Source organism: Patescibacteria group bacterium, assembly GCA_023380635.1.
Classification (GTDB): Bacteria; Patescibacteriota; Microgenomatia; order JAMCZE01; family JAMCZE01; genus JAMCRP01.
The window spans coordinates 164,589-186,859 of record JAMCRP010000001.1 but is presented as its reverse complement, the minus strand read 5'-3'; the positions used below and the strand labels follow the sequence as shown (position 1 = coordinate 186,859).

Annotated in this window: 23 protein-coding genes; 22 read left to right on the top strand and 1 reads right to left on the bottom strand. The window is 46.0% G+C overall.

Annotated elements, in window-relative coordinates; translation table 11 throughout:
- The first annotated feature begins 14 nt into the window (after window positions 1–14).
- The 13 genes from M1403_01130 (at window position 15) to murC (ending at window position 12,703) form a co-directional block, all read left to right on the top strand.
- On the top strand, window positions 15–1,925 hold the full coding sequence (locus M1403_01130; GenBank protein ID MCL4397610.1) for a DUF4012 domain-containing protein: 1,911 nt from the start codon (window positions 15–17) through the stop codon (window positions 1,923–1,925).
- Between the two features lie 14 nt (window positions 1,926–1,939).
- The gene (gene recO, locus M1403_01125; GenBank protein MCL4397609.1) at window positions 1,940–2,464 is read left to right on the top strand and encodes a DNA repair protein RecO; all 525 of its coding nucleotides are present in this window, start codon (window positions 1,940–1,942) and stop codon (window positions 2,462–2,464) included.
- Window positions 2,465–2,485: 21 nt separating this feature from the next.
- Window positions 2,486–3,844 (top strand): glycine--tRNA ligase, encoded by a 1,359-nt coding sequence (locus M1403_01120; protein ID MCL4397608.1) that lies wholly within the window; start codon window positions 2,486–2,488, stop codon window positions 3,842–3,844.
- Window positions 3,841–4,314: a hypothetical protein gene (locus tag M1403_01115; GenBank protein ID MCL4397607.1), complete on the top strand. Its 474-nt coding sequence runs from the start codon at window positions 3,841–3,843 to the stop codon at window positions 4,312–4,314. Before M1403_01120 ends, M1403_01115 begins: the two co-directional genes overlap by 4 nt.
- A gap of 197 nt (window positions 4,315–4,511) precedes the next feature.
- Window positions 4,512–4,868 carry a cell division/cell wall cluster transcriptional repressor MraZ gene (locus M1403_01110; protein ID MCL4397606.1) on the top strand — a complete coding sequence of 119 codons (357 nt, stop codon included), beginning with the start codon at window positions 4,512–4,514 and terminating at the stop codon, window positions 4,866–4,868.
- 2 nt (window positions 4,869–4,870) lie between these two features.
- Complete coding sequence (gene rsmH, locus M1403_01105) at window positions 4,871–5,758, top strand: 16S rRNA (cytosine(1402)-N(4))-methyltransferase RsmH (protein MCL4397605.1); 888 nt, start codon at window positions 4,871–4,873, stop codon at window positions 5,756–5,758.
- Between the two features lie 38 nt (window positions 5,759–5,796).
- Complete coding sequence (locus M1403_01100; protein ID MCL4397604.1) at window positions 5,797–6,141, top strand: hypothetical protein; 345 nt, start codon at window positions 5,797–5,799, stop codon at window positions 6,139–6,141.
- Window positions 6,138–7,916: a penicillin-binding protein 2 gene (locus tag M1403_01095; GenBank protein ID MCL4397603.1), complete on the top strand. Its 1,779-nt coding sequence runs from the start codon at window positions 6,138–6,140 to the stop codon at window positions 7,914–7,916. The genes M1403_01100 and M1403_01095 overlap by 4 nt, the downstream gene beginning before the upstream one ends.
- 17 nt (window positions 7,917–7,933) lie before the next feature.
- Window positions 7,934–8,998, top strand: coding sequence for a UDP-N-acetylmuramoyl-L-alanyl-D-glutamate--2,6-diaminopimelate ligase (locus M1403_01090; GenBank protein ID MCL4397602.1), 1,065 nt, complete (start codon window positions 7,934–7,936; stop codon window positions 8,996–8,998).
- Complete coding sequence (locus M1403_01085; GenBank protein ID MCL4397601.1) at window positions 8,982–9,473, top strand: NUDIX hydrolase; 492 nt, start codon at window positions 8,982–8,984, stop codon at window positions 9,471–9,473. The genes M1403_01090 and M1403_01085 overlap by 17 nt, the downstream gene beginning before the upstream one ends.
- A 38-nt stretch (window positions 9,474–9,511) precedes the next feature.
- Window positions 9,512–10,207, top strand: a complete 696-nt coding sequence (murI, locus tag M1403_01080) for a glutamate racemase (protein ID MCL4397600.1) — start codon at window positions 9,512–9,514, stop codon at window positions 10,205–10,207.
- Window positions 10,204–11,424, top strand: coding sequence for a UDP-N-acetylmuramoyl-L-alanine--D-glutamate ligase (gene murD, locus M1403_01075; GenBank protein MCL4397599.1), 1,221 nt, complete (start codon window positions 10,204–10,206; stop codon window positions 11,422–11,424). Before murI ends, murD begins: the two co-directional genes overlap by 4 nt.
- Window positions 11,405–12,703 (top strand): UDP-N-acetylmuramate--L-alanine ligase, encoded by a 1,299-nt coding sequence (gene murC / locus M1403_01070; protein ID MCL4397598.1) that lies wholly within the window; start codon window positions 11,405–11,407, stop codon window positions 12,701–12,703. Before murD ends, murC begins: the two co-directional genes overlap by 20 nt.
- A 213-nt stretch (window positions 12,704–12,916) precedes the next feature.
- Here the strand turns inward: murC and murB are convergent, their stop codons facing one another.
- Window positions 12,917–13,822: a UDP-N-acetylmuramate dehydrogenase gene (gene murB, locus M1403_01065; protein ID MCL4397597.1), complete on the bottom strand. Its 906-nt coding sequence runs from the start codon at window positions 13,820–13,822 to the stop codon at window positions 12,917–12,919.
- A 15-nt stretch (window positions 13,823–13,837) separates the two neighbouring features.
- On the opposite strand from murB, the gene murA reads away from it, so the two are divergent.
- The 9 genes from murA to M1403_01020 are packed head-to-tail and all read left to right on the top strand — an operon-like array spanning window position 13,838 to window position 22,156.
- A complete protein-coding gene (murA, locus tag M1403_01060; protein ID MCL4397596.1) occupies window positions 13,838–15,229 on the top strand; it encodes a UDP-N-acetylglucosamine 1-carboxyvinyltransferase in 1,392 nt (463 codons plus the stop codon).
- Window positions 15,230–15,231: 2 nt separating this feature from the next.
- A complete protein-coding gene (locus tag M1403_01055) occupies window positions 15,232–16,245 on the top strand; it encodes a phospho-N-acetylmuramoyl-pentapeptide-transferase (GenBank protein ID MCL4397595.1) in 1,014 nt (337 codons plus the stop codon).
- Complete coding sequence (gene ftsW / locus M1403_01050) at window positions 16,224–17,309, top strand: putative lipid II flippase FtsW (GenBank protein ID MCL4397594.1); 1,086 nt, start codon at window positions 16,224–16,226, stop codon at window positions 17,307–17,309. Before M1403_01055 ends, ftsW begins: the two co-directional genes overlap by 22 nt.
- Window positions 17,306–18,343 carry a UDP-N-acetylglucosamine--N-acetylmuramyl-(pentapeptide) pyrophosphoryl-undecaprenol N-acetylglucosamine transferase gene (locus M1403_01045; protein MCL4397593.1) on the top strand — a complete coding sequence of 346 codons (1,038 nt, stop codon included), beginning with the start codon at window positions 17,306–17,308 and terminating at the stop codon, window positions 18,341–18,343. Before ftsW ends, M1403_01045 begins: the two co-directional genes overlap by 4 nt.
- Window positions 18,340–18,894, top strand: coding sequence for an HAD family phosphatase (locus tag M1403_01040; protein MCL4397592.1), 555 nt, complete (start codon window positions 18,340–18,342; stop codon window positions 18,892–18,894). The genes M1403_01045 and M1403_01040 overlap by 4 nt, the downstream gene beginning before the upstream one ends.
- Window positions 18,881–19,270, top strand: coding sequence for a hypothetical protein (locus tag M1403_01035; protein ID MCL4397591.1), 390 nt, complete (start codon window positions 18,881–18,883; stop codon window positions 19,268–19,270). Before M1403_01040 ends, M1403_01035 begins: the two co-directional genes overlap by 14 nt.
- A gap of 3 nt (window positions 19,271–19,273) precedes the next feature.
- The gene (ftsA, locus tag M1403_01030; protein MCL4397590.1) at window positions 19,274–20,611 is read left to right on the top strand and encodes a cell division protein FtsA; all 1,338 of its coding nucleotides are present in this window, start codon (window positions 19,274–19,276) and stop codon (window positions 20,609–20,611) included.
- Window positions 20,612–20,620: 9 nt separating this feature from the next.
- Window positions 20,621–21,781: a cell division protein FtsZ gene (gene ftsZ / locus M1403_01025; GenBank protein MCL4397589.1), complete on the top strand. Its 1,161-nt coding sequence runs from the start codon at window positions 20,621–20,623 to the stop codon at window positions 21,779–21,781.
- Window positions 21,782–21,799: 18 nt separating this feature from the next.
- Window positions 21,800–22,156, top strand: a complete 357-nt coding sequence (locus tag M1403_01020; protein MCL4397588.1) for a hypothetical protein — start codon at window positions 21,800–21,802, stop codon at window positions 22,154–22,156.
- The last annotated feature ends 115 nt before the right edge of the window (window positions 22,157–22,271 follow it).

Here is a 22,271-nt window from a genome sequence, read left to right as displayed (position 1 = left end):
TATCCTGAAAACTCATGGAAGAAGAAATCAAAGAAATTAAACCGGATGAAACCTTTGTGGCGAAAGCCGAACCGGTTATGACGGAAAAGAAACTGCCGCATAAAAAAGGGCTTTTAGTATTAATAATTGCCGTCGTGGTTTTAGTTCTGGCGTTAGGATTACCGCTGTTTCGCCTTTACGCCGATGCCAAGACAACTTATCGGTTGGCGCTGGGAATTAAAGACGCGGCTAAATCTCAGGATATCGCCAAAACCAGAGACGCTGTTGTCGCGACACAAAAGCAGTTAACGGTCGTTCAATCGGATCTGAACCTGATTGGCTGGACTAGATTTATTCCCCTTCTGGGCGGTTACACTAACGATGCTTTTGCCTTCATGGATGCCGGTAAGCAGGGTTTGGAGGCCGCTCAGATAACAGCGACGGCCATTGAGCCATACGCTGATTTGTTGGGTCTTAAAGGCCAGGGAAGCTTCACCGGGGGAACTACTGAAGAACGGATTGCGATGATGGTGGAAACCCTGGATAAGGTTAAACCTCAGATTGACCAGATTGCGGTTAAAGTCAGTGCGATGCGCAAGGCTCTGGATCAGGTCGACCCGAACCGTTACCCGGAAAGCTTTCAGGGAAAACCGATTAGAAGCCAGATTGTGGGGGCGAAAGAAGCAATTGATATGGCTGACAATCTTTTGACCGAAGCGCGGCCGATGGTCAAGCAGTTGCCGGAAATGCTCGGTTCCCAGCAGCCAAAAAAGTACATGGTTTTGTTCCAAAATGATGCGGAACTGCGTCCAACCGGCGGTTTTATTACCGCCTATGCGATTTTTCAGGTAGACAAGGGCAAAATTTCTCTTCAGACTTCCGACGATATTTACAAACTTGATGACACGATGACCAAACATGTTGCTCCTCCGGATCCCATTTCCCGATATCTTAATGTTTATGGCTGGCGGATGCGCGACGCCAACTTCTCGCCGGATTATTACTCTTCCATGAAAACCTTTGAAGATCTGTATGCCACTTCAAATGCCAAGCAAAACATTGATGGCATCATTGCCATGGACACCCATGTTCTAGTGAGTCTAATGAATGTTTTGGGGCCGGTGGACACTTACGGCACCACTTTTACGACCACAAAAGTTCCGCAGTGTGACTGTCCGATGGTAATTTATGAACTGGAAAAATATGCTGATGAGCCAAAAGCCTACGAACGGGGCAGCCGCAAAGATATTATCGGGGTTCTTCTGCAATCTTTAATGAAAAAAGCCATGACTGGAAGTAAACAGGTTTATGCTCCACTTTTCCAGGCGGCGATGAGCGAAGCTCTGCAAAAACACATTCTATTCTATGTTCATAATGAAGATGCCCAACGGGGGATTGAGGCTCTGAATTTCGGCGGCCGGATTAAAACTTATAACGGTGACTACCTTCATGTCAATGACGCCAATCTGGCCGGGGCCAAGTCTAACCTCTACATTGTTCCTAAAGTGACCAAGGAAGTTTCGATAACTGACAGCGGCGCCGATGAAACCCTTAATCTTGAATACCGTTATCCCCACGCAGCGGATAACTGTTCTTTGGAACGGGTCTCCGGGCTCTGCCTGGCAGGAATATACCGGGACTACCTGCGAGTTTACCTGCCAAAAGGGGCGACAATTACGGATGTTAAGGGTTTTGAGAGCAAAAGCCAGACTTTTGATGATCTGGACCACACGGTTGTTGACGGCTTCTTTACGGTCGTGCCGGAAGGCTTAGCTAAAATTCAGATTAAGTATAAAGTTGCCGGCAATTTCAAAAAGAACGGCAACTATAATCTCCTGATTCAAAAACAACCGGGGACAGATGGCATTGACTACAAGGTAATCGTCAACAATAAATCGCAGGAGTTCGCGCTGACGGAAGATAAGGAAATCAACGTCAAGTTGTAGGGTATAATCTCCTCGTGAAGACTTCGAAAATAACCGGGATTGTTCTCAAACGCATAAATTTTGGGGAAAGCGATAAGGTAATCACCTTGTTTACCAAGGAACGGGGCAAGTTATCAGTGGTAGCTAAAGGTATTAGGAGAATAAAAAGCCGCCGGGCGCCGCACCTGGAACCGCTAAACGAAGTGGCACTCATGCTTCACCGGGGCAAAAACTTTGAGATTATTACCGAAGCCAAAACAGTAACTCCATTTGTAATGCAGAATAATTTTAAATCTCTTGGTTTTGCTTTCTACGCCGCGGAAGTAATAGATAAACTTCTGCCGGAAAATGAACCGCACGAACAAGTTTACTGGCTTTTAGAGGAATTACTGAAGGGTAAGAACCTGGAAGAAAATAAAATAAAGGAATTCACGGCTAAGCTGCTTTGGCAGCTTGGTTTTCTCCCATTCGGTCACTATCCCAAAGAAGGCCTGACTTCTTTTGTCGAATCCGTTGCCGAACGGCGCATCAAAAGTAAGAAGATCATTGAGGAATTATAGTTCTCCTGCTAAACTCTACTTATGGCTGAGGATTTGATGCAAAAAATTGTGGCGCTTTGTAAAAGGCGGGGGTTTGTCTATCAAACTTCAGAAATTTACGGGGGATTAGTTAGCTCCTATGATTATGGTCCGGCCGGAGCTGAATTGCTTCGCAATATTCGTAATCTCTGGTGGAGCGAATTCATCAGTAAAAGAGACGACATGGTGGGGTTAGATTCTCAAATAATTCTTCATCCTAAAACCTGGGAAGCTTCAGGGCATGTGACTAGCTTCAACGATCCTCTCGTAGAAGATAAAGTAACTCACAAACGCTATCGTGCCGATCATTTGATTGGTTCGGAAGCGGACAATATGACCTTTGAAGAAATGGCAGAATATATTGCTAAGAACAGGATTAAAAGCCCCGAAGGAAACGAATTAACCGAACCCAAGAAGTTTAATTTGCTATTTGAAACCAGCATCGGAGTAGTGGAAGATGATAAATCTGCGGCCTATTTACGCGGGGAAACCGCTCAGGGAATTTTCTCCAATTTCCGTAATGTTGTCGACTCGACAAGGGTTAAATTGCCTTTTGGAATTGGCCAGATCGGAAAAAGCTTCCGTAACGAAATAACTACGGGGCAGTTTATCTTCCGAACTTTGGAGTTTGAACAGGCGGAAATCGAGTATTTCTTTAATCCGGATAAAAACGACTGGGAAAAATTAATGGCAGACTGGAAAGAGAACATGTGGCATTTTGTGACTAACACTTTAGGCGTAAAAGAGCCAAATTTGCGCTGGCGAAGGCATTCGGACAAAGAGCGCAGTCATTACAGCAAAGATACCTACGACTTGGATTATAACTATCCCTTTGGCTGGAAAGAGCTATGGGGAGTGGCTTACAGGACAAATTATGATCTTTCCCAGCACGCCAAGTTTTCCGGAGCTGACTTAACCTACCGTGATCCTGAGACGGGAGAAGCGATTGTGCCGCATGTCATTGAGCCGGCAGTGGGAATTAACCGGTTGATGTTTATGGTTTTGGCTGATGCCTACACCGAGGATCAGGAAAAAGAGCGGGTAGTCTTAAAGCTTTCTCCAAAGCTAGCGCCATACAAAGTGGCCGTCTTCCCGTTGGTCAAAAACAAGCCGGAATTAGTGGGTAAAGCAGAAAAAATTTACCATGAACTGAAACTGCACTTTCCGGCAGTCTGGGATGAGCGGGGAAATATCGGGAAAAGATATCTGGCCCAGGACGAAATCGGAACCCCATGGTGCGTAACGGTTGACTACCAGACACTTGAAGACAATACCGTCACCATCCGGGACCGGGATACCACTTTACAAGAGAGAATAAATGCTGATACACTGGTTGAAGAGATAAAAAGCAGGCTCGGATGAAAAATAAACTGCCCGTTTTAATAGTTCTTCTTCTGGTAGTAGTTGGCGGTTTTCTCGTCTGGCAAAAATCGCAAGCTAAGCCCGCAATTGTGCCCAAACCGGAAGTGACGGAAACCGGGATTAAGAAAGTGGACCTTTCGACTCAGCCGGAATGGGTTCAGAAGCTGGTGGTAACGGCCAAAAAAGGCCGCAGCGCTAATGGGCTGGATAACTTTACTCTAACTGCCAAGGGCATCGACCCCACTGTAAAAACTCTCACTTATGTTGTGCAATACGAAACCAGCAATAAAGGCACCCAGGGCGCCCTGGTCATGAAACCACAAGAGGTGACTAACGGAACCTATACTCAGGTCATTGATCTGGGAACCTGCTCCACCAAGTCTTGTGTGCGTAACGACGGCGTGACTTCGGTGGAAATTGAGCTCGACTTCTCCGACGGCTCCATCTGGACCGGAACCATCTCTCTGTAACGGACTCCACTAATAAGCTTCATTTTTATAGGATTGTTTTCTTTTGCTGTCTTCTTACCAGATTTTAGTGAAAATAGTGCTTGACAAGGCGTGAAAAAAGGTTCAGACTAGTTATGAATAGATAAATAGAGTGAAATATCGTGAATATAAAGTATTTTTTAGGCACACATGAAGTTAAACTCTTGTCAAATGGCCAAATGGCTTTACCTTCTAAAATTCGCAAAGCTCTCGGAAGCGAAGAACTGGTTCTTTCTACAGGCTTTGACAAATGTGTATTCGGCTTTTCACCCGACGGATGGGAAAAGATGGTCCAGGCGGGTTTTGATAAGCCGGTGTTTACTGCTGACGGAAGACTGGTTCGTCGCCAGTTCTTTTCTGAAGCAGAAGTTATTGAATATGACGCCCAAGGAAGAATTACTGTACCCGTGGAATTGCGTAAATATGCTGAGTTGAAACCGGAAGTTGTGGTGGTTGGGGCCGGAGATCATTTTGAAATTTGGGAAAAGAAGGAATGGGAGAAAGTTAAGAGCACTTTACCGGCGGGACCGTTTTAGAGATGGACGAGTATCATATTCCGGTACTTTTAAACGAGGTTTTAGAAGCGCTTGAGATAAAGCCAGGAGAAAAATACATCGATTGCACACTGGGAGGATCAGGGCATACGACAGGAATACTTAAGGCAGGGGGAAAAGTTTTGGGGATAGATCAGGATAGTGAAGCAATAGAAAACGCTAAGAGAAATTTGGGAGATTGGGAGAATCGGGGAGAATTAGTATTACGACAGAGTAACTTTGCACATTTAAAAGAAATCGCCATAGAGGCCGGGTTTTCGCAGGTAAGCGGAATACTTATGGACTTGGGAGTTTCCAGTCATCAGCTCGAAACTGATTACCGGGGATTTTCTTTCAATAAGGACGCTAAGTTGGATATGCGAATGGATCCGGCAACCCAAACGGTAACAGCGGCGGATTTAATAAATGCCGGAGGAGAGAAGGAACTGGCGAACCTATTCTGGAAGTTTGGAGAAGAAAGGTTTGCCAGGCAGATTGCAAAAATAATTGTTGAGGAGAGAAAAAATAAAAGATTCGAGACAACAGATCAGCTGGCCAAAGCGATACTTTCTGTAAGAGGCAGGAGCGACAGGGATCGGACACACCCGGCGACAAGAGTGTTTCAGGCGCTAAGAATCGCGGTAAACGACGAGCTGGCCAGTTTAGAAGCAGCTTTGCCGCAGGCGGTAAAACTGCTGAAACCGGGAGGAAAACTGGCAATAATCAGTTTTCATTCACTGGAAGACAGGATTGTAAAGAATTTTATCAGGGAAATGGGGGATATAGGGGTAATGAGGGATATGACTAAGACACCAACAACACCGACAAAAGAGGAAATTGACAGGAATCCGAGGGCGAGAAGCGGGAAGTTGAGAGTAGCAGAAAAAATATAAGCAATAAATATGAACATCGGGGGCAGCGATGGAAAATAGTGCAAAAATTACAACAGGAACAAAATTTAAGGCAGGAAAAAGTATCCGGACTGGTTGTCCTGGTGCTTTTTGTGATCGTCGGTCTGCTTTCGGCCGGGCGGGTATTTGCGGCTAACCGGCTGGTAGAAACCTCAGATAGCTTACGAAGACTGGACCAGCAGATTTCCAAGCTGGAAACGGAAAATCAAAAACTCGCCGAGGAAACCCGTTCTCAGCAGTCGATGCTTTCGGTCGAACAGCGGGTCAAGACTCTGGGCTTTACCAAAACTGACAAATATGCCTATCTTTCCGCCCGGCCGGAAATGGCTATGGGTAAAAACGCCGGGACCGAGGTTATGCCATGAGGTTTGCGGCTAAATTGCGGCTTCTGGGGACAATCTTCCTCGTTGCTTTTACCCTGGTTATTCTGAAATTAGCTTATATTCAGATAATCTCGGCGGAAAGTTTGGCGGCGGCGGCTGACGACGAGCATTTTTATTCCCTGGAGATTCCGGCAGGGCGGGGAGAAATTCTAAGTGCTGATGGTTTTCCTTTGGTAGCCAACAAGGACGACTATCTTTTTTATGTGAACTTATCGAAGTTTACTGATAACAAAGAGCTGGTCGCCGATAAACTGGCAGCAATCTTGGCCACTGATGTTCCTCTGATTCCCACCGGTAGCGGAGAAATTACCCCACAGGACCGGGAAAATTTTTTGAAAGATACCCAGAAAAGCATCGCCTCAGATTTATTGGCAAAATTTAACATTAAAAACGCGATCTGGGTCAATTTATCCCATTTTGTGGGTCAGAACACGAAAGACCAGATTAATAAGCTGAATATCGCCGGGTTGGGTTTTGAATCCGAACCCAGCCGGGACTATCCGGAAGCTTCAATGGCGGCTCATCTTTTGGGCTTTGTAGGTTTTGATGCTGTAGGCAATCCGAAGGGCTATTTTGGTTTGGAGGGTTATTACGAACGGGAGCTGGCGGGCAAAGCTGGGGAAGTGCGCATCGAAAAGGACGCTTTCGGCCGTCCGATTGCTGTCGGAACAGAAACACGTCGGGATAAACAGGACGGCCGGGACCTGGTAACCACTATCGATCGCTCGGTCCAGCGGTTCGTGGAAACGGATCTATTGAAAGGGATTAAAGATTGGAAAGCTTCGGGAGGCCTGGCGATTGTGATGGACCCAAAGACAGGCGCGATTTTGGCCGATGCTTCGTTTCCTCAGTATGACCCGGCAAATTTTTCTTATTACCCCGCCAAGCTTTACAAAAACCCGGCAGTGGCCGATCTTTTCGAACCGGGATCAATCTTTAAGCCGTTAGTGATGGCGGCGGCAATTAATGAAAATAAATTAACACCGAACACGACTTGTGACAAATGCGACGGCCCAAGAAAAATTGGCACTGACTATATTCATACTTTTGATGACAAATATCACCCTAACGAAACCATGACTGATGTTTTAGTTAATTCTGATAATACCGGTATGACTTTTGTCGGTGAAAAACTGGGTTTTGACAAATTATACTCGTACATTCAAAAGTATGGTTTCGGACAAAAAACCGGCATTGATCTGCAGGAGGAAGAAGGGGGATTTTTAAGACCCAAGGCTAATTATTACGAGATTGATAAAGCCACTTTAACTTTCGGTCAGGGAATCGGGGTTAACGCCATGCAGATGATGAAAGCCTGGTCGGTGCTGGCGAATAACGGCCGCATGAGTACGCCTCATTTGGTTTCAAAAATTATTGATGGCAATAAAACTATCGACCTTAGCTGGCCGCAAAGCGAGCAAATTATTAGTCCAGCGACGGCAAAAACAGTGACGGAAATGCTGGTCCATGTTGCCCGGGAAAGTCCGGAACATTTTCCTATAGACCGGGAAAAAGCTCTAGCTGATTTCAAAATTGCAGCTAAAAGCGGTACGGCTCAGATTGCCGCCGGGGGGAAATACATTGATACCGGTTATAACGCATCGCTCATGGGCTACTATCCGGCCGATAATCCGCGGTTTCTGGTAATAGTGAAACTAGACCAGCCGGAAGTACGGATTTGGGGAAGCGATACAGCCGGCCCGGTTTTTGCGGCAATTGCCCGTGATTTGCTTTATTACTACAGCGTCGCGCCGTGATCTGCTAAAATACAAGTATGCTGCGCAAGCTTAAAAACTTTGGCCATTGGCTGGAAGCGGTTTTGGCTTGTTTTTATTACGGTTTTCCTGGAAAAAAATTAACTGTGATCGGAATAACCGGGACTGACGGAAAGACTACCACCACTAATTTGGTTTATCACATTCTGACAGAAGCGGGCCACAAAACAGCGGTCCTTTCCACTTTATCCTCTGCTCACACGACGACTCCTACTACCTGGAAGTTGCAGAAATTTCTGGTCCAAAGCTTGCGCAATAAATGTACTCATGTCGTCCTGGAAGTATCCTCGCACGCGATTGACCAAAACCGGATTTGGGGGATTCCGTTTGCCGTCGGGGTTTTGACTAATATCGCCGACAACGAACATCTCGACTATCACAAAACCTTTGAAAACTACCGCAATACCAAACTAAAATTTCTAAAAAGCTGTAAACAGGTGGCGGATTGGACCAAATTTAAAGGCTACCGCTTTAAAACCCAACTGGCCGGAGATTTTAACCGGGAGAACTGTCTGGCGGCGATTTCTGTGGCTAAGGCCTTAGGAATAGAGGATAAAGATATTCGGGAAGCGGTCGCCAACTTTGAACCGCTGCCTGGGAGATTGGAAGTAGTGGCTAAAAAACCGTTTACCGTGATCGTCGATTTTGCTCATACTCCGCAGGCTTTTGAAAAAGTTTTGCCGGTGGCCAAAAAAATGGGTAAAAGATTAATTCATGTCTTTGGTTGCACTGGCAATCGTGACAAGGGTAAGCGGCCGCTCATGGGAACGATTGCGGCCAAGTACGACGATATCATTTTCCTGACACATGAGGATACCTACAACGAAAAGCCGGAGAAGATCATAGATGAAATTGAAAAGGGAATCGCAAATAGCAGCAAGGAATACTACAAAATTGCCGACAGAAAAGAAGCGATTCATAAAGCGTTACTGCTGGCCAAGCCAGGCGATGTGGTTCTTCTTACCGGCGTCGGCCACCAGAAATCCATGAACCTCGGCGGTAAGGAAGTGCCCTGGAGTGATCAAAAAATCGCGTTAGAATTACTAAATGCTAACAGGAGTTGACTATTATAAAAGCTTGCCGCGAAAAAGAATGGCCTCTGAGGTGTTTTTTATTAATAAAAAGGGTGAGATTCTTCTGGTAAAACCAACCTACAAGGACCGTTGGGGCGTTCCCGGCGGCGTTGTGGAAAAAGATGAATCTCCAAAACAGGCAGCCACAAGAGAGGTTAAAGAGGAGTTGAATCTTACGATTAGGAAGCTCAAATTAATAGGGGTTGACTATACTTTACCATATGGTCCAAAAGATGAAGCAATTATGTTTGATTTTTTCGGAGGGGTCCTGAAAGAAAATGATATTAGAAAAATAAAATTGCCTAAAGAGGAACTGAGCGATTTTGTTTTTGTAGCTATTAATAAAGCAGTGCCTATGGTTACCAGTTTGAAAACACATACTTCCTTACCAAAGCGTTTAAAAAGGTGTTTAGCAAAAGTTGATAAGACCGAAGTTTTATACATGGAAGGAGGAGAAATTAGATAAAAGTAAACGATTTTCCTATTGGCGTTTTTGATTCCGGGGTGGGGGGGCTGACGGTGGTGAAAGAAATTACTCGGGTTTTACCAAACGAAAGTATTTTGTACCTCGGGGATACGGCCAGAGTGCCATATGGTACTCGATCAAAAGAGACTATCAAAAAATTTGCTTTGGAACTCGCCAGATTTCTTCTGAAACAAAAAGTAAAGTGCCTGGTAATTGCCTGCAACTCTATATCCGCCAACGCCCTGGAAGACATTAAGAAGATTTCTCCGGTACCGGTGTTTGATGTTATTAGTCCGGTTTTACGAAAACTTGATGGGCAAAAGGCGGCCGTTATTGGTACCAAAGCAACCATTAATAGTGGTATCTATCCAATTCCCGGCAAGGCCTGTCCGCTGTTTGTGCCCTTAGTAGAAGAAGGTTTTGCTGACAGCGAGGTAGCTCTAACCGCCGCAAAACATTATTTAATGCCTATGGAGAATGTAGAAACGCTCGTACTTGGCTGCACCCACTTTCCGATTATGAGAAAAACCATCGAAAAAGTGGTTGGGGAAAAGGTAACTGTGATTGATCCCGCTGAAGAATTATCTCTGACCATTAAAAATTCGATTGAACCAAATTTCGGTAAAGCGGAAAGAAAATTTTTAGTTACCGATAGCGTGGAAAAAGCCCGGGAAGTGGCGGGCAATTTCTGGCCGGAAAGCTTAAAATATAAATGGGAACAAATAAAACTATGAAAGTGGCCGTTCTTGGTTTAGGCATCGACACCCAGGATGTAATTCCCTATTTAAAAAGTCGGGGAGATAAGGTTACCATTCTGGACGAAAAAAACGGCGACAAGTTTGAAAACCTGGATAAATACGATTTAATTGTCCGTAGCCCCGGTGTCTACAGATATCGGCCGGAACTTCTCAAAACCAAAACGCCGATAACTTCCAAAACAAAACTTTTTTTTGACGTGTGTCCGGGAAAAATTATCGGGGTTACGGGGACGAAAGGAAAAGGAACAACGGCCAGCTTAATTTATGAAATTATGAAAGCGGCCGGATATGATGTTTATCTTGGCGGCAATATCGGAACCGGGGTGTTTGATTTAAAACTGACAAAAAATTCCTGGGTCATTCTGGAACTTTCTAGTTTTCAGTTAATTGATTTGGATAAATCCCCTCACATCGCCGTGGTTTTGATGGTCACTCAAGAGCATCAGGATTGGCATCCGACGGTGCAGGAATATCTTGACGCCAAGAAAAGTATTGTTTCTCATCAGAAGCCAACAGACTATGCCGTGATTAATAAGGACTATCCCAATTCCGCGGAAATTGGCAGAGCGGCGACGGGAAAAGTTGTTTGGATAAGTAAAGACGCTCTCCAAAACATGGCCGATGAGGAAATTGGTTTGCGCGGTAGCCACAATCGGGAGAATGTGGTAGCGGCAGCCACGGTAGCAAAAATTATTGGAATCGATGAGGAGACAATGCGGCGGGTAATTAAAAATTTTAGGGGCCTGGAACACCGGTTGGAAGAGGTTGCAAAAATCAACGGTGTCACCTATTACAACGATTCTTTCTCTACAACACCGGAAACAGCCATTGCGGCTATTAAGGCCTTTAAGGAACCGGAAATTGTGGTTTTGGGAGGCAGTTCAAAAAATTCTGACTTCTCGGAACTCGGGAAAATTATTCGGGGTGCTAAAAACATTAAGGCTCTGATCTTAATCGGGACAGAGGCAAAAAAGATAAAAGAGGCGGTAGGAAAGGCCGGAGATATTAGGATTATTGAAGGATTAAAGAGTATGGACGAGATAGTAAAAACGGCGTATAATACAGCCATATCTGGTGATGTAGTTCTTCTTTCTCCTGCCTGTGCCAGCTTTGACATGTTTAAGAACTACAAAGACAGAGGGCGGCAATTTAAGCAGGCCGTCGTGGATCTGAATGACAAGCAAAACCACTAAAGTCCACTTCATGGGCATTGGGGGTTCCGGGGCCAGTGCAGTTGCGCGCATCGCCAAAGAGTACGGGTACAAAGTAACAGGTTGCGACCTGGAAGAAAGCTCCATTACCTATCGCTTACGCAAAGAAGGAATACCGGTAGCCATCGGCCATGATGTTTCTCACTTAAAAAATACTGGCCTTTTGGTTCATACTCCGGCGGTTTTTTATCAAAGTCTTACTCACCCGGAATACACTAAAGCCAACGAAAAAGGGATTGCTTTAACCTGGGAAGAATTCATGGCCAAATATCTGCAGAAAGGAAAATATACAATTGCCGTGGCCGGAACTCACGGAAAAGGAACGACAACCGCCCTAATCTGCCGGGTCCTGGAAACAGCTGGATTAGATCCGACTTGCGAAATCGGGGCAAATCTTTTGGACTGGGAAAAGAAAAACGATCGGATCGGAAAAAGCAAATATTTCGTTTTTGAAGCCGACGAATTCCGGGATAAATTTTTGATCTACAAACCGGACCTAGCAGTAATTACTTCCATAGAAATGGATCATCCGGAGTACTTTAAAGATTTTAACCAGATTATGGCTTCATTTGTGAAGTTTGCCAGTAAAGCTCAAATTCTTGTAGTCAATGCTGAAGATGAAGGTTGTAATAAATTACTTAAGAAACTTAAGATGCTTAAGAATCTTAAGTTAAAAATTATTAAGTACAAAAAGCTGACCAAGAGCCAGGCGAAGTTGAAACTGCCGGGGGAACACTTGAGAAGCGATGCCGCAGCTGCCTGGATAGTAGCTAAGACACTCGGGGTAAAAGACCAGAAAATTCGCGAGGGACTCGAGAGTTTTGGGGGCCTGGAGAGAAGGTTTGAATATAGAGGCGAAGTCGAAGGGGCTAAGATTTATGATGATTATGCTCACCATCCGACGGCGGTGGCGGTAAATATTGCGGCGGCCCGGGAAATATATCCGAAAAAGAAAATTTGGGTAGTTTTCCAGCCCCATATGCATGCCCGACTGGAAAAACTTTTTGAAGATTTCAAAAAAGAACTGGCGAAAGCCGATAAAGTGGTGGTTACTGATGTCTATACTCGCCGGGAAAGCGGCGTTACCAAGCCTTCCGGCAAAGATTTGGCCCTGGCCATCGGCGGCCCAAAAGCTACTTATGTGGGCGGCGAACTAGTTAATGTCGCCAACTTCCTTGCCCGCAACCTTTCAAAAAACGATGTGGTTTTAATCATGGGAGCCGGAGATGTGTATGAAGTTAGTAACTTATTATTACGATGAACAAAATTGAAGACCTTTTGCCGGAAAACGCGAAAAATTTCCTTTTGACTGATGAGTTACCTGCTGATGTCAGAGCCAGGTGGGAACCGATTATTCCCGAGGGGGTCACTTGTGGTTGTTGGATGCAGTCATCTGAAGCAAATAGGCTGTGCACTGTTCCGGCTCGTCTGCAACTGGGAGTAGTGTCGTTAGTTCCCAAAAGTTGCTGGCAGCTTAAACAACGTTAACTTCCGGTTCCAGGACAATTCCATAGTGCTCTTTAACATCCTGCTGCATTTTTTGGGCGAATTCGAAGATTTCCTTCCCAGTGGCGCCCCCGTAATTGACTACGATCAGGGCATGCTTCTCATAGGTTCCAACATTGCCGATTCTTTTGCCTTTCCAACCCAAGCTTTCCAGTAAATAAGCCGCCGGAACTTTAATCTGATGATCGCCTTGGACGGGAAAGTTGGGGACATCAGGCAGGAGTTTTTGCAAATTTTTCAACTTTTCCGGGTCAATAAAGGGGTTTTTGAAAAAACTTCCGGCCGATCCCAAGGTTATCCAGTCGGGCAATTTAGTTTTGCGTAAAGTGGTAGTTTCTTCGGCAATTTTTTTGGCGTTCGGGTCGCGGGAAAGTTTCAAAGTGACAGATTCAAGAAAATAATCTTTCAAAATATCTTTAAAAGCGCTTTCCCGATAACCAAAACGGCACTGTTCTTTGGTGAAAATTTCCTTACCGGCCTTGGCACAGACGAAAATGTCGGCAATCTGCTGTCCGTAAGCTCCCATATTGCCAACCAAACCTCCGCCAACCGTTCCGGGAATATAAGCCAGGTGTTCCAGTCCTGACCAGCCGTTGTCGACAGCCCATTGGACAAACTCCAGCCATTTTTCTCCGGTGGCTACTTCGATTGTGTCTCCGTTGACTGTTTTGCCCAGTAAATTATTTTTTACGACCAGGCCGTCGAAATCTTTTGTTAGCAGGATATTTGATCCCCCGCCAAGGATTAAGGTTTTTTCTTTAGGCAAATCCTTCAAATCCTGTGGAGAGCTGATCTCCATAAAATATTTTGCTTTGACGCAAACTTTAAAAGTGTTGTATGGCAGAAGATCGACATCAGATTGTACTTTGGCCATTAGTTCCATTATACTATGTTCGCTGCGATGACGAAGTATGTCATAACCGGCGGGAAACACCTTCACGGAAAAGTCAGGGTTCACGGAGCCAAAAATGCCGGTTTTAAAGAGATGATTGCAGCTCTTCTTTGTGACTCCCCCAGTGAAATTAAAAACTTAAGCTATATCGGAGATATTGAAAACACCACGGAAATAATCAGGTGTTTGGGCGGCAGAGTAACTGATCGGGGTAACCGGACAATGGAAATTGATCCAAAGAGTCTGGATTCGTTTAATGCTCCTAAAAGCTGTGGCCTCAAATCCCGGGCGGGAACAATTTTCGTTGGGCCGCTTCTGGCCAAGTTTAAAAAGGCTGTCTTGCCGATTCCCGGCGGTGACAAAATCGGTGCCCGGCCGATTGACCGTCATCTTGCTGGTTTGGAAGCGTTAGGGGCTACAGTCAAGCTCAAAGACGGAGTTTTTATTATTACCGCCGCGAAAGGACTCAGGGGAGGAAACTTTCGTTTTCCCAAGAACACTCATACCGGGACGGAGACACTGCTTTTGGCGGCGGTTAGAGCATCCGGCAGGACAGTCTTGGAAAATGCGGCGGCGGAACCGGAAGTGGATGATTTAATTACTTTTTTAAACCAGGCTGGGGCAAAAATCAAACGGACGGAGCCCCGGACCATCGTTATTGACGGCGTCGCGCATCTTCGCGGAGCTACCCACGAAGTTATGACCGACCGTAATACTGTAGTTACTTTTGCCTGCGCCGCCTTGGCGACAAAAGGAGAAGTTTTTGTGGAAAGGGCGGATAACAAAGTTCTCGGGGCTTTTTTGGAGAAAGTAAGAGAAATCGGCGGCCTCTGGGAAACACGGGAAGAGGGGATCAATTTCCGCTGGGAAAAACCCCTGCGTGCCGCGGATATTACTGCCGCTCCTTATCCGGCCTTCATGACGGATTGGCAAGCGGTCTGGGCAACTTTGATGACTCAAGCTGTGGGAACCTCTGAAATCACAGAAACCATTTTCGAAAACCGGTTTGGTTATGTGCCGTTTTTAGTTTCCATGGGAGCAAAAATGGAGCTTTTTAACCCGCAGGTTTTAAACCCGGAGGACTTTTACAATTTTAATCTGGGTGATGATAAGCCGGAAAATCTCCACGCTCTAAAAATTACCGGCCCCACCCCACTTGCCGGGAAACAAGTTGAAGCCAATGATGTGCGCATGGGCGCGACGATGATTTTAGCTGGGCTGGTAGCATCCGGAAAAACTGTAATTATTGATACTCATGACCAGGTGGCCCGGGGCTATGAAAATTTAGCGGAAAATCTGGTTTCTCTGGGCGCTGCGATTGAAATTATCCCCGGTGATGTTGTAGCATATACCAAACGGCCCGCAGTTACGGCTACGGTTGAACAATAGCTATGGGACCACTTTTAGGCTTGCTTTTATTGTCTTTTTTTATCACCGCCGTCCTTTTGGTTCCTTTCATCGATTTTCTTTATAAAATCCATTTTAAACGAACGGACGAGAACAAAAGAGTTGATACCCTGAATAAAGCCACTTCTATTACCGCGAAACTTCTGGGATATAAAAAACAGCGTCCAATCGGAGCAGGAGTTCTGATTGTCGTTATGACCACTGTCCTTTCGTTGTGGTCCTATGGCATGCTGGCGGTTCGGGCCAACATTTCCGAACTGGCAATTCTGCTATTTTCGATGCTGTCTTTTGCCCTTCTGGGTTTCTACGATGATTTCCGCAAGAATTTTAATAAAGAGCGGACGGGTTTCTTTGGTCTGCGCTGGCGGCACAAGCTGATTATTCAGGTAATTCTTGGGCTTATCATCGGCACCTATTTCTGGGCCGTTTTGGGCTATGATTTTCTCAATATCCACTGGTTCGGGATGCTTAATATTGGTGTTTTGTTTGTACCGCTGGCGGCATTTATTGTCGTGGCTTTTGCCAACGCCTATAACATTACCGACGGACTTGACGGGTTGTCTACCGGCGTGCTCCTTATTTGTCTAATGGCTTTTTTGGTCTTGTCTTACGAGTTGCTGCATCCGGCCTTAGCGCTTTTTATTGCCGTCTGGGCCGGAGCTTTAATTGCCTTTCTCTACTTTAATATCTTTCCGGCCCGGGTGGAGCTGGGAGATACAGGGGCGCTGGCTTTCGGCGCGACACTGGCAGTCGTGGGTTTATTAACCGGTAAGGCCTTGGCCTTAGCCGTCATCGGCGGCGTTTTTGTTTTGGAAGTCGGCAGCTCGCTTCTTCAGATGCTTTCCAAGCATTTCTCCGGCAAAAAGCTGTTTGCCGTCGCCCCTCTTCATTTATGGTTTATGTATCGGGGGTGGGAAGAGCCTAAGGTTGTTACCCGGTTTTGGCTGATTGCCATCCTCTTTGCAATCTTTGGCTTATGGCTCGGGGTCATCAAGTAATAGGTTTTCAAAAGATCCTTCTGGTTGTGGTTTTTCTACTGCTTTTCGGACTTCTGGTGGTTTATGATGCCTCATCCGCCACTGGCGCCCAAACATTCAACGATAAATATTTTTTTTTGAAGGAGCAACTTAAGTGGGCCGTGGTTGGAATAATGGCCGCTGTTTTTGCCTATTTTTTCGACTACCGGCAGCTTAAGAAACTGGCTTTGCCGGCATTGGCGGTCACTTTGGTTTTAATGGTTGCCGTTTTCCTTCCCGGCATAGGCCTCCGGTCTAATGGAGCCTCACGCTGGATTAATTTGGGTTTTACCGTTTTGCAGCCGTCAGAACTGGCGAAATTGTCTTTAATAATTTACCTTTCTGCCTGGCTGACGACTAAAGAGAAAGGCAGGCTGCCGGCTTTTATTCTCCTGGTCGGCTTTTTAGTTGGCTTAATCATGCTCCAGCCCGATATGGGCACAGCTATCGTCCTGTTTTTGACCGCGATGATTTTATATTTTTTATCTGATAATGAACTTTTGGGTTTGATATTTATGCTGCCTTTGATTATGCTCGGCGGTCTTGGCCTGGCGATTAAATCGCCCTACCGGGTAAAAAGATTACTAACTTTCCTTAATCCGGATACCGACCCGCTGGGTGCTTCCTATCATATTCGTCAGGCTTTGATTGCCCTGGGCAGCGGTGGAATATTTGGCTTGGGTTTAGGCAATTCCCGGCAAAAATATTCTTATCTTCCTGAGGCCACTACTGACTCTATCTTTGCCATAATCGGCGAAGAATTGGGGTTGATCGGAGCAGTCGCCCTGATTTTGATTTTTGCCGTTTTTTTTCTTCAGGCGACGCGGCTGACTCTTCAGGTGGAGGACAATTTCGGCCGGCTTTTGGGTCTGGGGATCATTGCCTGGTTGGCCGTCCAAACTCTGGTTAATCTCGGATCAATTGTGGCCTTAATTCCCCTGACCGGCGTGCCGCTGCCTTTCATTTCCTACGGCGGGTCGGCTTTGGTGGTAGAGTTAATAGGGATTGGAATTCTAGGTAATATCTGGCGACAAAATCTATCATGAAGAAAATATTTATAACCGGCGGGCATTTTGCTCCGGCAAAAGCGGTAATGGCGAAAATGCCAAAGGATTGGCAAATCTTTTACCTCGGCCGGAAATATGCGATGGAAGACGACAAGGCGTTGGCGCTGGAATATCAGGAGATAGGAAACTTAAGTAACTTAAGAAACTTAAGGTACTTAAGCATTACCACAGGGAGACTGCAAAGAAAATTCTTCGTTAATGTCGGTCAATCCATTAGATCGCTTTTGAAAATCCCCGTCGGTTTTATCCAATCTCTCTATTGGGTTTTGCGGTACCAGCCGGCCGTAGTTCTTTCCTTCGGCGGTTATGTGGCCGTGCCCGTGGTCATTTCCGCGTGGCTTTGGGATGTCCCGATTGCTACCCATGAGCAAACTAAATCTGTGGGTCTGGCTAACAGAATCATAAGAATATTCGGGGCTAAAGTTTTGGATACCGGCAACCCGATTAGAGAAGAAGTTTTGAAAGCGTCAAGCGTAAAGGATAAAGCGTCAAGAACGATTTATATTACGGGCGGGAATCAAGGGGCGCACGTGATTAACACCGCTGTCGCGGAAATAATTGAAGAGTTGGTTGAAAAGTACAAGGTTATTCACCAAACAGGGGATTCAATGTACAAAGATTTTGAAAAAGCCAAAGAATTAAAAAATTATGTCGTTAAAAAGTTTTTAAATGGAGAAGAATCGGCCCAAACTTTGGCAGACGCCAGAATTGTAGTTTCCCGGGCGGGGGCAAATACGATTGAGGAAATAGCATTTTTAGGTAAACCTGCAATTCTAATCCCAATCCCCTGGTCGAGCGGGGGAGAACAACAGAAAAATGCCGAGACTTTGGCTAATTTGGGAATGGCGGAAATTATTCGCCAGGAAAAATTATCCGGAGAAACCCTTTTAGAGACTATCAACAAAATTGAGAAAAACTATTCTGTTTATTCGGAAAATGCCAAAAAAGGGAAGACTCTCGTCCATCCCGACGCGGCAGAAAAAATTGTTGAGGAAATTGAAAAACTTACATGATTAAAGCTGTTATTTTCGACTTCGGAGGAGTAATTGTTCCGGATTTATACACTCCTTTTGTAGCCGGGCATAAAATCACTTGCGAGGACAAGGCTACTAAGGGCTTGGCAACGAAAGAAGAATTAATTGAGGAGCTTGACCGGACTTTCGGCCCGGGGAAAGGAAAAGAACTAGACGCAGTTATCCTGGCTGAGTATCCTAAAGCCGACCCGCAGATTATTGAATTAATCAAAAGCCTGAAACCAAAATACAAAATCGGTTGCCTGAGCAATAATTTTTCCTTTTGGGGCCAGGCGGCAAAATCGCAAGCGTATATGTCCTTGTTTGATACGATAGTCATATCTGCTGATGTTGGATTAGCAAAACCGGATCCGGAGATATACTTGCTGACAGCCAAAAAACTTGGAGTCGCACCTGAGGAGTGTGTTTTTATTGATAATCTTGGATCGAATGTCCGCGGGGCGGAAAGTGTGGGGATGCAAGGAATTACTTTTAATAATGCTGAAGAACTGAAGAAGGAGCTTGAGGGCTTTTTAGATGAGCAACTATAGCCTTCTGGTAAAAAGAATTATTTCAATTGCCGTGGTGGTTCTTGTTTTGGTGGGGTTGGTTGCATTCTGGCAAAGGCAAAGGATTCGGAATTATTTTTATCCGCCGGCGGCCGTGAGTCCGATTTCCCAGGAGCCCACCGCTTACGATTTACTTTCGCTTTTAACGAAAAACAATTTGACTGTTTCAGGCACACCTGTTATTGTTGACGGCACGATGGAGGCAACGGTCAGCGGAGTTTTAGCTCTGTTTTCTCTGGATAAGGACCTGGCTCTTCAGGTCCGGTCTTTACAACTGGTTTTACCACGGCTTACAATGGAAGATAAACAGGTAAAAGAAATAGACCTGAGGTTTGACAAGGTAGTCTTGCGATATTAAATCATGGCAAAAGACAAAATTATTACTGCAATTGATGTCGGTTCCTCAAAAATCACGACGATTATCGCCTCGAACATAAAGGAAGATAAACTTTCCGTTATTGGTGTTTCCACGGTTAATTCAAAGGGCCTGCGCAAGGGCCAGATTGTGGATATTGAAGAAACGGTGAGCGCGATTTCCGAGAGTGTGGATGCCGCGGAGCGGATGGCCGGAGTTTCGATCGGATCGGCTCATGTCTCGGTAGGAGGAGGTCATATTGCCAGTCAGAATAGCAAGGGAGTTGTGGCCGTGGCTCAGCCTGAAGGTGAGATAAATAATTTGGACGTGGAGCGGGTTGTGGAGGCGGCCAAGGCAATTTCCATGCCTTCATCACGGGAAATTCTTCATGTGATCCCGCGGGATTTTGTGGTTGACGGTCAAGGTGGCGTTAAAGACCCAATGGGCATGACTGGGGTTCGGTTGGAAGTGGACACGCAAATTGTTACTGGAGCCACAACGGCTATCCGTAATTTGGGGAAATGTATTAATGAAGTGGGCGTGGAAATCGAAGGCCTGGTTTTTTCCGGTCTGGCTTCTTCCGAAGCGGTTCTTTCTGACACGGAAAAAGAACTGGGAGTCGTGCTGGTAGACATTGGGGCCGGGACGACAGATGTAGCTGTTTGGGTTGACGGCGCGCTGTCTTATTCCAGTGTTTTGCCTGTGGGAGCGCGTAATGTGACCAATGATATCGCCGTGGGCCTTCGCGTCAGTCTGGAAAGCGCCGAGAAAATTAAGTTATTCCTGTCGCGTAAGGACAAACCCAAACTTGGAGTGGAAACCCCAAAATCTTCTGACGAACTGGACTTGGAATCGCTGAGTCTTCCTGAAGATGTGAGGAAGATCTCGCGCAAAACCCTGATTGATGGGATTATTAAGCCCCGTTTGCTGGAGATTTTTACCTTTGTGGGAATGGAAATTCAAAAAAGCGGCTTTGCAGGAATGACACCCTCCGGAGTGGTAATTACCGGGGGTGGTGCGGAAACGGTGGGGATTGTGGAATGCTGCCGACAGCGGCTGGCTATGCCCTGTCGGACAGGTGCCCCGTTTGGCAAGCCAGCTGACGGTGGCGGTAATGGGGAAACGGCTTTAACGGGGCTGATTGACGAACTGGTTTCCCCGCAGTATTCTACAGCTGTCGGACTGATTCTTTACGGCGCAAAAGATACGGGAACTAATAGTGTTCACAAACTGCCCTCTCTGTCCTTGCCAAATATCGGCGGGTTTGGTAGGATAGCGCAAAGCCTGCCCCTGAAGAATTTCCTGCCGAAATTGGGGAATTTCGTTAAGGGGTTTCTGCCTTAACCAACATTAATGCTAATTAAACCAGATTTAACACGCTTCGCAAAAATTAAAGTTATCGGCGTCGGCGGCGGAGGAGGAAACGCTGTCACTTCAATGATTAATTCCGGAACGATCAAGGGCGTGGATTTTGTGGTCATTAACACCGACGCTCAGGTTCTTTTAACCAATCCGGCTCCGACAAAGATTCAAATTGGAGAAAATTTGACCCGCGGCTTGGGTTCCGGTGGGGATCCGGAGAAAGGTCGGCAGGCAGCTGAGGAATCGGCAAAAAAGATTGAGGAAAAGATCATTGACGCGGATATGATTTTTATTGCCGCTGGAATGGGCGGAGGAACGGGAACCGGAGCGTCAAGCGTGATTGCCGATATTGCCAAAAAGGCGGGAGTCTTAACCGTGGGAGTTGTCACCAAGCCGTTTAGCTTTGAAGGAACGGCCCGGACGGTGGTAGCGGAAGACGGAATTGCTGGTCTGAAAGACAAAGTTGACGCCCTGATTGTCATTCCCAATCAGAGAATTCTGGAAACAGTGGATAAAAAAGTTACTCTTTTAGAAGCATTTCGCATGGCGGACTCTGTCCTTTCTGCTTCTGTACAGGGCATTTCCGATCTAATTGTCATGCCGGGACTAATAAACCGGGATTTTGCCGATGTTAAAAGCATTATGTCCAATGCCGGTTCAGCCTTAATGGGAATTGGTGTGGGCTCCGGTGAAAACCGGGCGGGCATGGCCGCTCGGCAGGCAATTGCTTCCCCGCTTCTGGAACTAACTATCGATGGAGCCCGTGGAGTCTTGTTTAATGTCATCGGCGGTCCGGATATGACCATGACGGAAGTTGATGATGCGGCTAAAATTATTGCTTCGGCTGCTGACCCCGACGCGCGCATTATTTTCGGAGCCACTATCGATGAATCCCTGGTTGATCAAATAAAGATAACCGTCATTGCTACCGGCTTTGACGAAAACCGTCAGAGGCTGCGGGAACTGCGTTATGACCGCAATTTCGCACCCGGAGTGGTTGCAGCGCAGGCTGATAACAATAAAGCCACAGTTACCAAGCCACAGCCCGATGAGCCGGAAGAACAAAAACCGGAAACTCCGGCCCCGACGCCCTCTTTTGATGAGTTTGGCGACGACTTTGATGTCCCCGCTTTTATGAGAAAAGGGAAGTAAGAAATGGTATATTAAATAATGACGGAAAAAGTTATTGGTTATTTTCTTTTAGCCATTGGAATAATATTTATAATAGTTGCTGCTCTAAGCGTCTTCCAGGTTTTTACTGGGGCCGCCAAGCCGGTGCAGCTGTTTCAAACGCAGGGAATTTTTCTTAATTTAGGTCAAAGCCTGACCGGGAGTTTGCCGGCGCAATTGACTCGGGGGATAAGTAGCCCGTCAACGGAAATTATTCCGGCGTCGCTTATTAACGACAGCGCCAATCTGTTCGCTCATATCGTTTTGATGGGTTTTTTGGCCGGTATTGGCCAAAAGCTGGCCAGTTTAGGAATTCAACTGATACGGCCTATTGTCGTTAAGCTCAATGAACGATAGGTAAGGAAAACATGCTGAATATTAATGGTTGAGAAATACCGACCTAAGTGTTTCTACCGCCGACCTCTTACGAGCACAGTAGTTGTTTTGGTACAACAAGGTGAACTTAAGTGTC

What these genes read in the sequence shown, in the direction of transcription:
- M1403_01130 (MCL4397610.1), top strand. Translation starts at nt 15, where the DNA reads ATGGAAGAAGAAATCAAAGAAATTAAACCGGATGAAACCTTTGTGGCG.
- M1403_01120 (MCL4397608.1), top strand. Translation starts at nt 2,486, where the DNA reads ATGGCTGAGGATTTGATGCAAAAAATTGTGGCGCTTTGTAAAAGGCGG.
- M1403_01115 (MCL4397607.1), top strand. Translation starts at nt 3,841, where the DNA reads ATGAAAAATAAACTGCCCGTTTTAATAGTTCTTCTTCTGGTAGTAGTT.
- M1403_01110 (MCL4397606.1), top strand. Translation starts at nt 4,512, where the DNA reads ATGGCTTTACCTTCTAAAATTCGCAAAGCTCTCGGAAGCGAAGAACTG.
- rsmH (MCL4397605.1), top strand. Translation starts at nt 4,871, where the DNA reads ATGGACGAGTATCATATTCCGGTACTTTTAAACGAGGTTTTAGAAGCG.
- M1403_01095 (MCL4397603.1), top strand. Translation starts at nt 6,138, where the DNA reads ATGAGGTTTGCGGCTAAATTGCGGCTTCTGGGGACAATCTTCCTCGTT.
- M1403_01090 (MCL4397602.1), top strand. Translation starts at nt 7,934, where the DNA reads ATGCTGCGCAAGCTTAAAAACTTTGGCCATTGGCTGGAAGCGGTTTTG.
- M1403_01085 (MCL4397601.1), top strand. Translation starts at nt 8,982, where the DNA reads ATGCTAACAGGAGTTGACTATTATAAAAGCTTGCCGCGAAAAAGAATG.
- murD (MCL4397599.1), top strand. Translation starts at nt 10,204, where the DNA reads ATGAAAGTGGCCGTTCTTGGTTTAGGCATCGACACCCAGGATGTAATT.
- murC (MCL4397598.1), top strand. Translation starts at nt 11,405, where the DNA reads ATGACAAGCAAAACCACTAAAGTCCACTTCATGGGCATTGGGGGTTCC.
- murB (MCL4397597.1), bottom strand. Translation starts at nt 13,822, where the DNA reads ATGGCCAAAGTACAATCTGATGTCGATCTTCTGCCATACAACACTTTT.
- murA (MCL4397596.1), top strand. Translation starts at nt 13,838, where the DNA reads ATGTTCGCTGCGATGACGAAGTATGTCATAACCGGCGGGAAACACCTT.
- M1403_01055 (MCL4397595.1), top strand. Translation starts at nt 15,232, where the DNA reads ATGGGACCACTTTTAGGCTTGCTTTTATTGTCTTTTTTTATCACCGCC.
- ftsW (MCL4397594.1), top strand. Translation starts at nt 16,224, where the DNA reads ATGGCTCGGGGTCATCAAGTAATAGGTTTTCAAAAGATCCTTCTGGTT.
- M1403_01045 (MCL4397593.1), top strand. Translation starts at nt 17,306, where the DNA reads ATGAAGAAAATATTTATAACCGGCGGGCATTTTGCTCCGGCAAAAGCG.
- M1403_01040 (MCL4397592.1), top strand. Translation starts at nt 18,340, where the DNA reads ATGATTAAAGCTGTTATTTTCGACTTCGGAGGAGTAATTGTTCCGGAT.
- M1403_01035 (MCL4397591.1), top strand. Translation starts at nt 18,881, where the DNA reads ATGAGCAACTATAGCCTTCTGGTAAAAAGAATTATTTCAATTGCCGTG.
- ftsA (MCL4397590.1), top strand. Translation starts at nt 19,274, where the DNA reads ATGGCAAAAGACAAAATTATTACTGCAATTGATGTCGGTTCCTCAAAA.
- ftsZ (MCL4397589.1), top strand. Translation starts at nt 20,621, where the DNA reads ATGCTAATTAAACCAGATTTAACACGCTTCGCAAAAATTAAAGTTATC.
- M1403_01020 (MCL4397588.1), top strand. Translation starts at nt 21,800, where the DNA reads ATGACGGAAAAAGTTATTGGTTATTTTCTTTTAGCCATTGGAATAATA.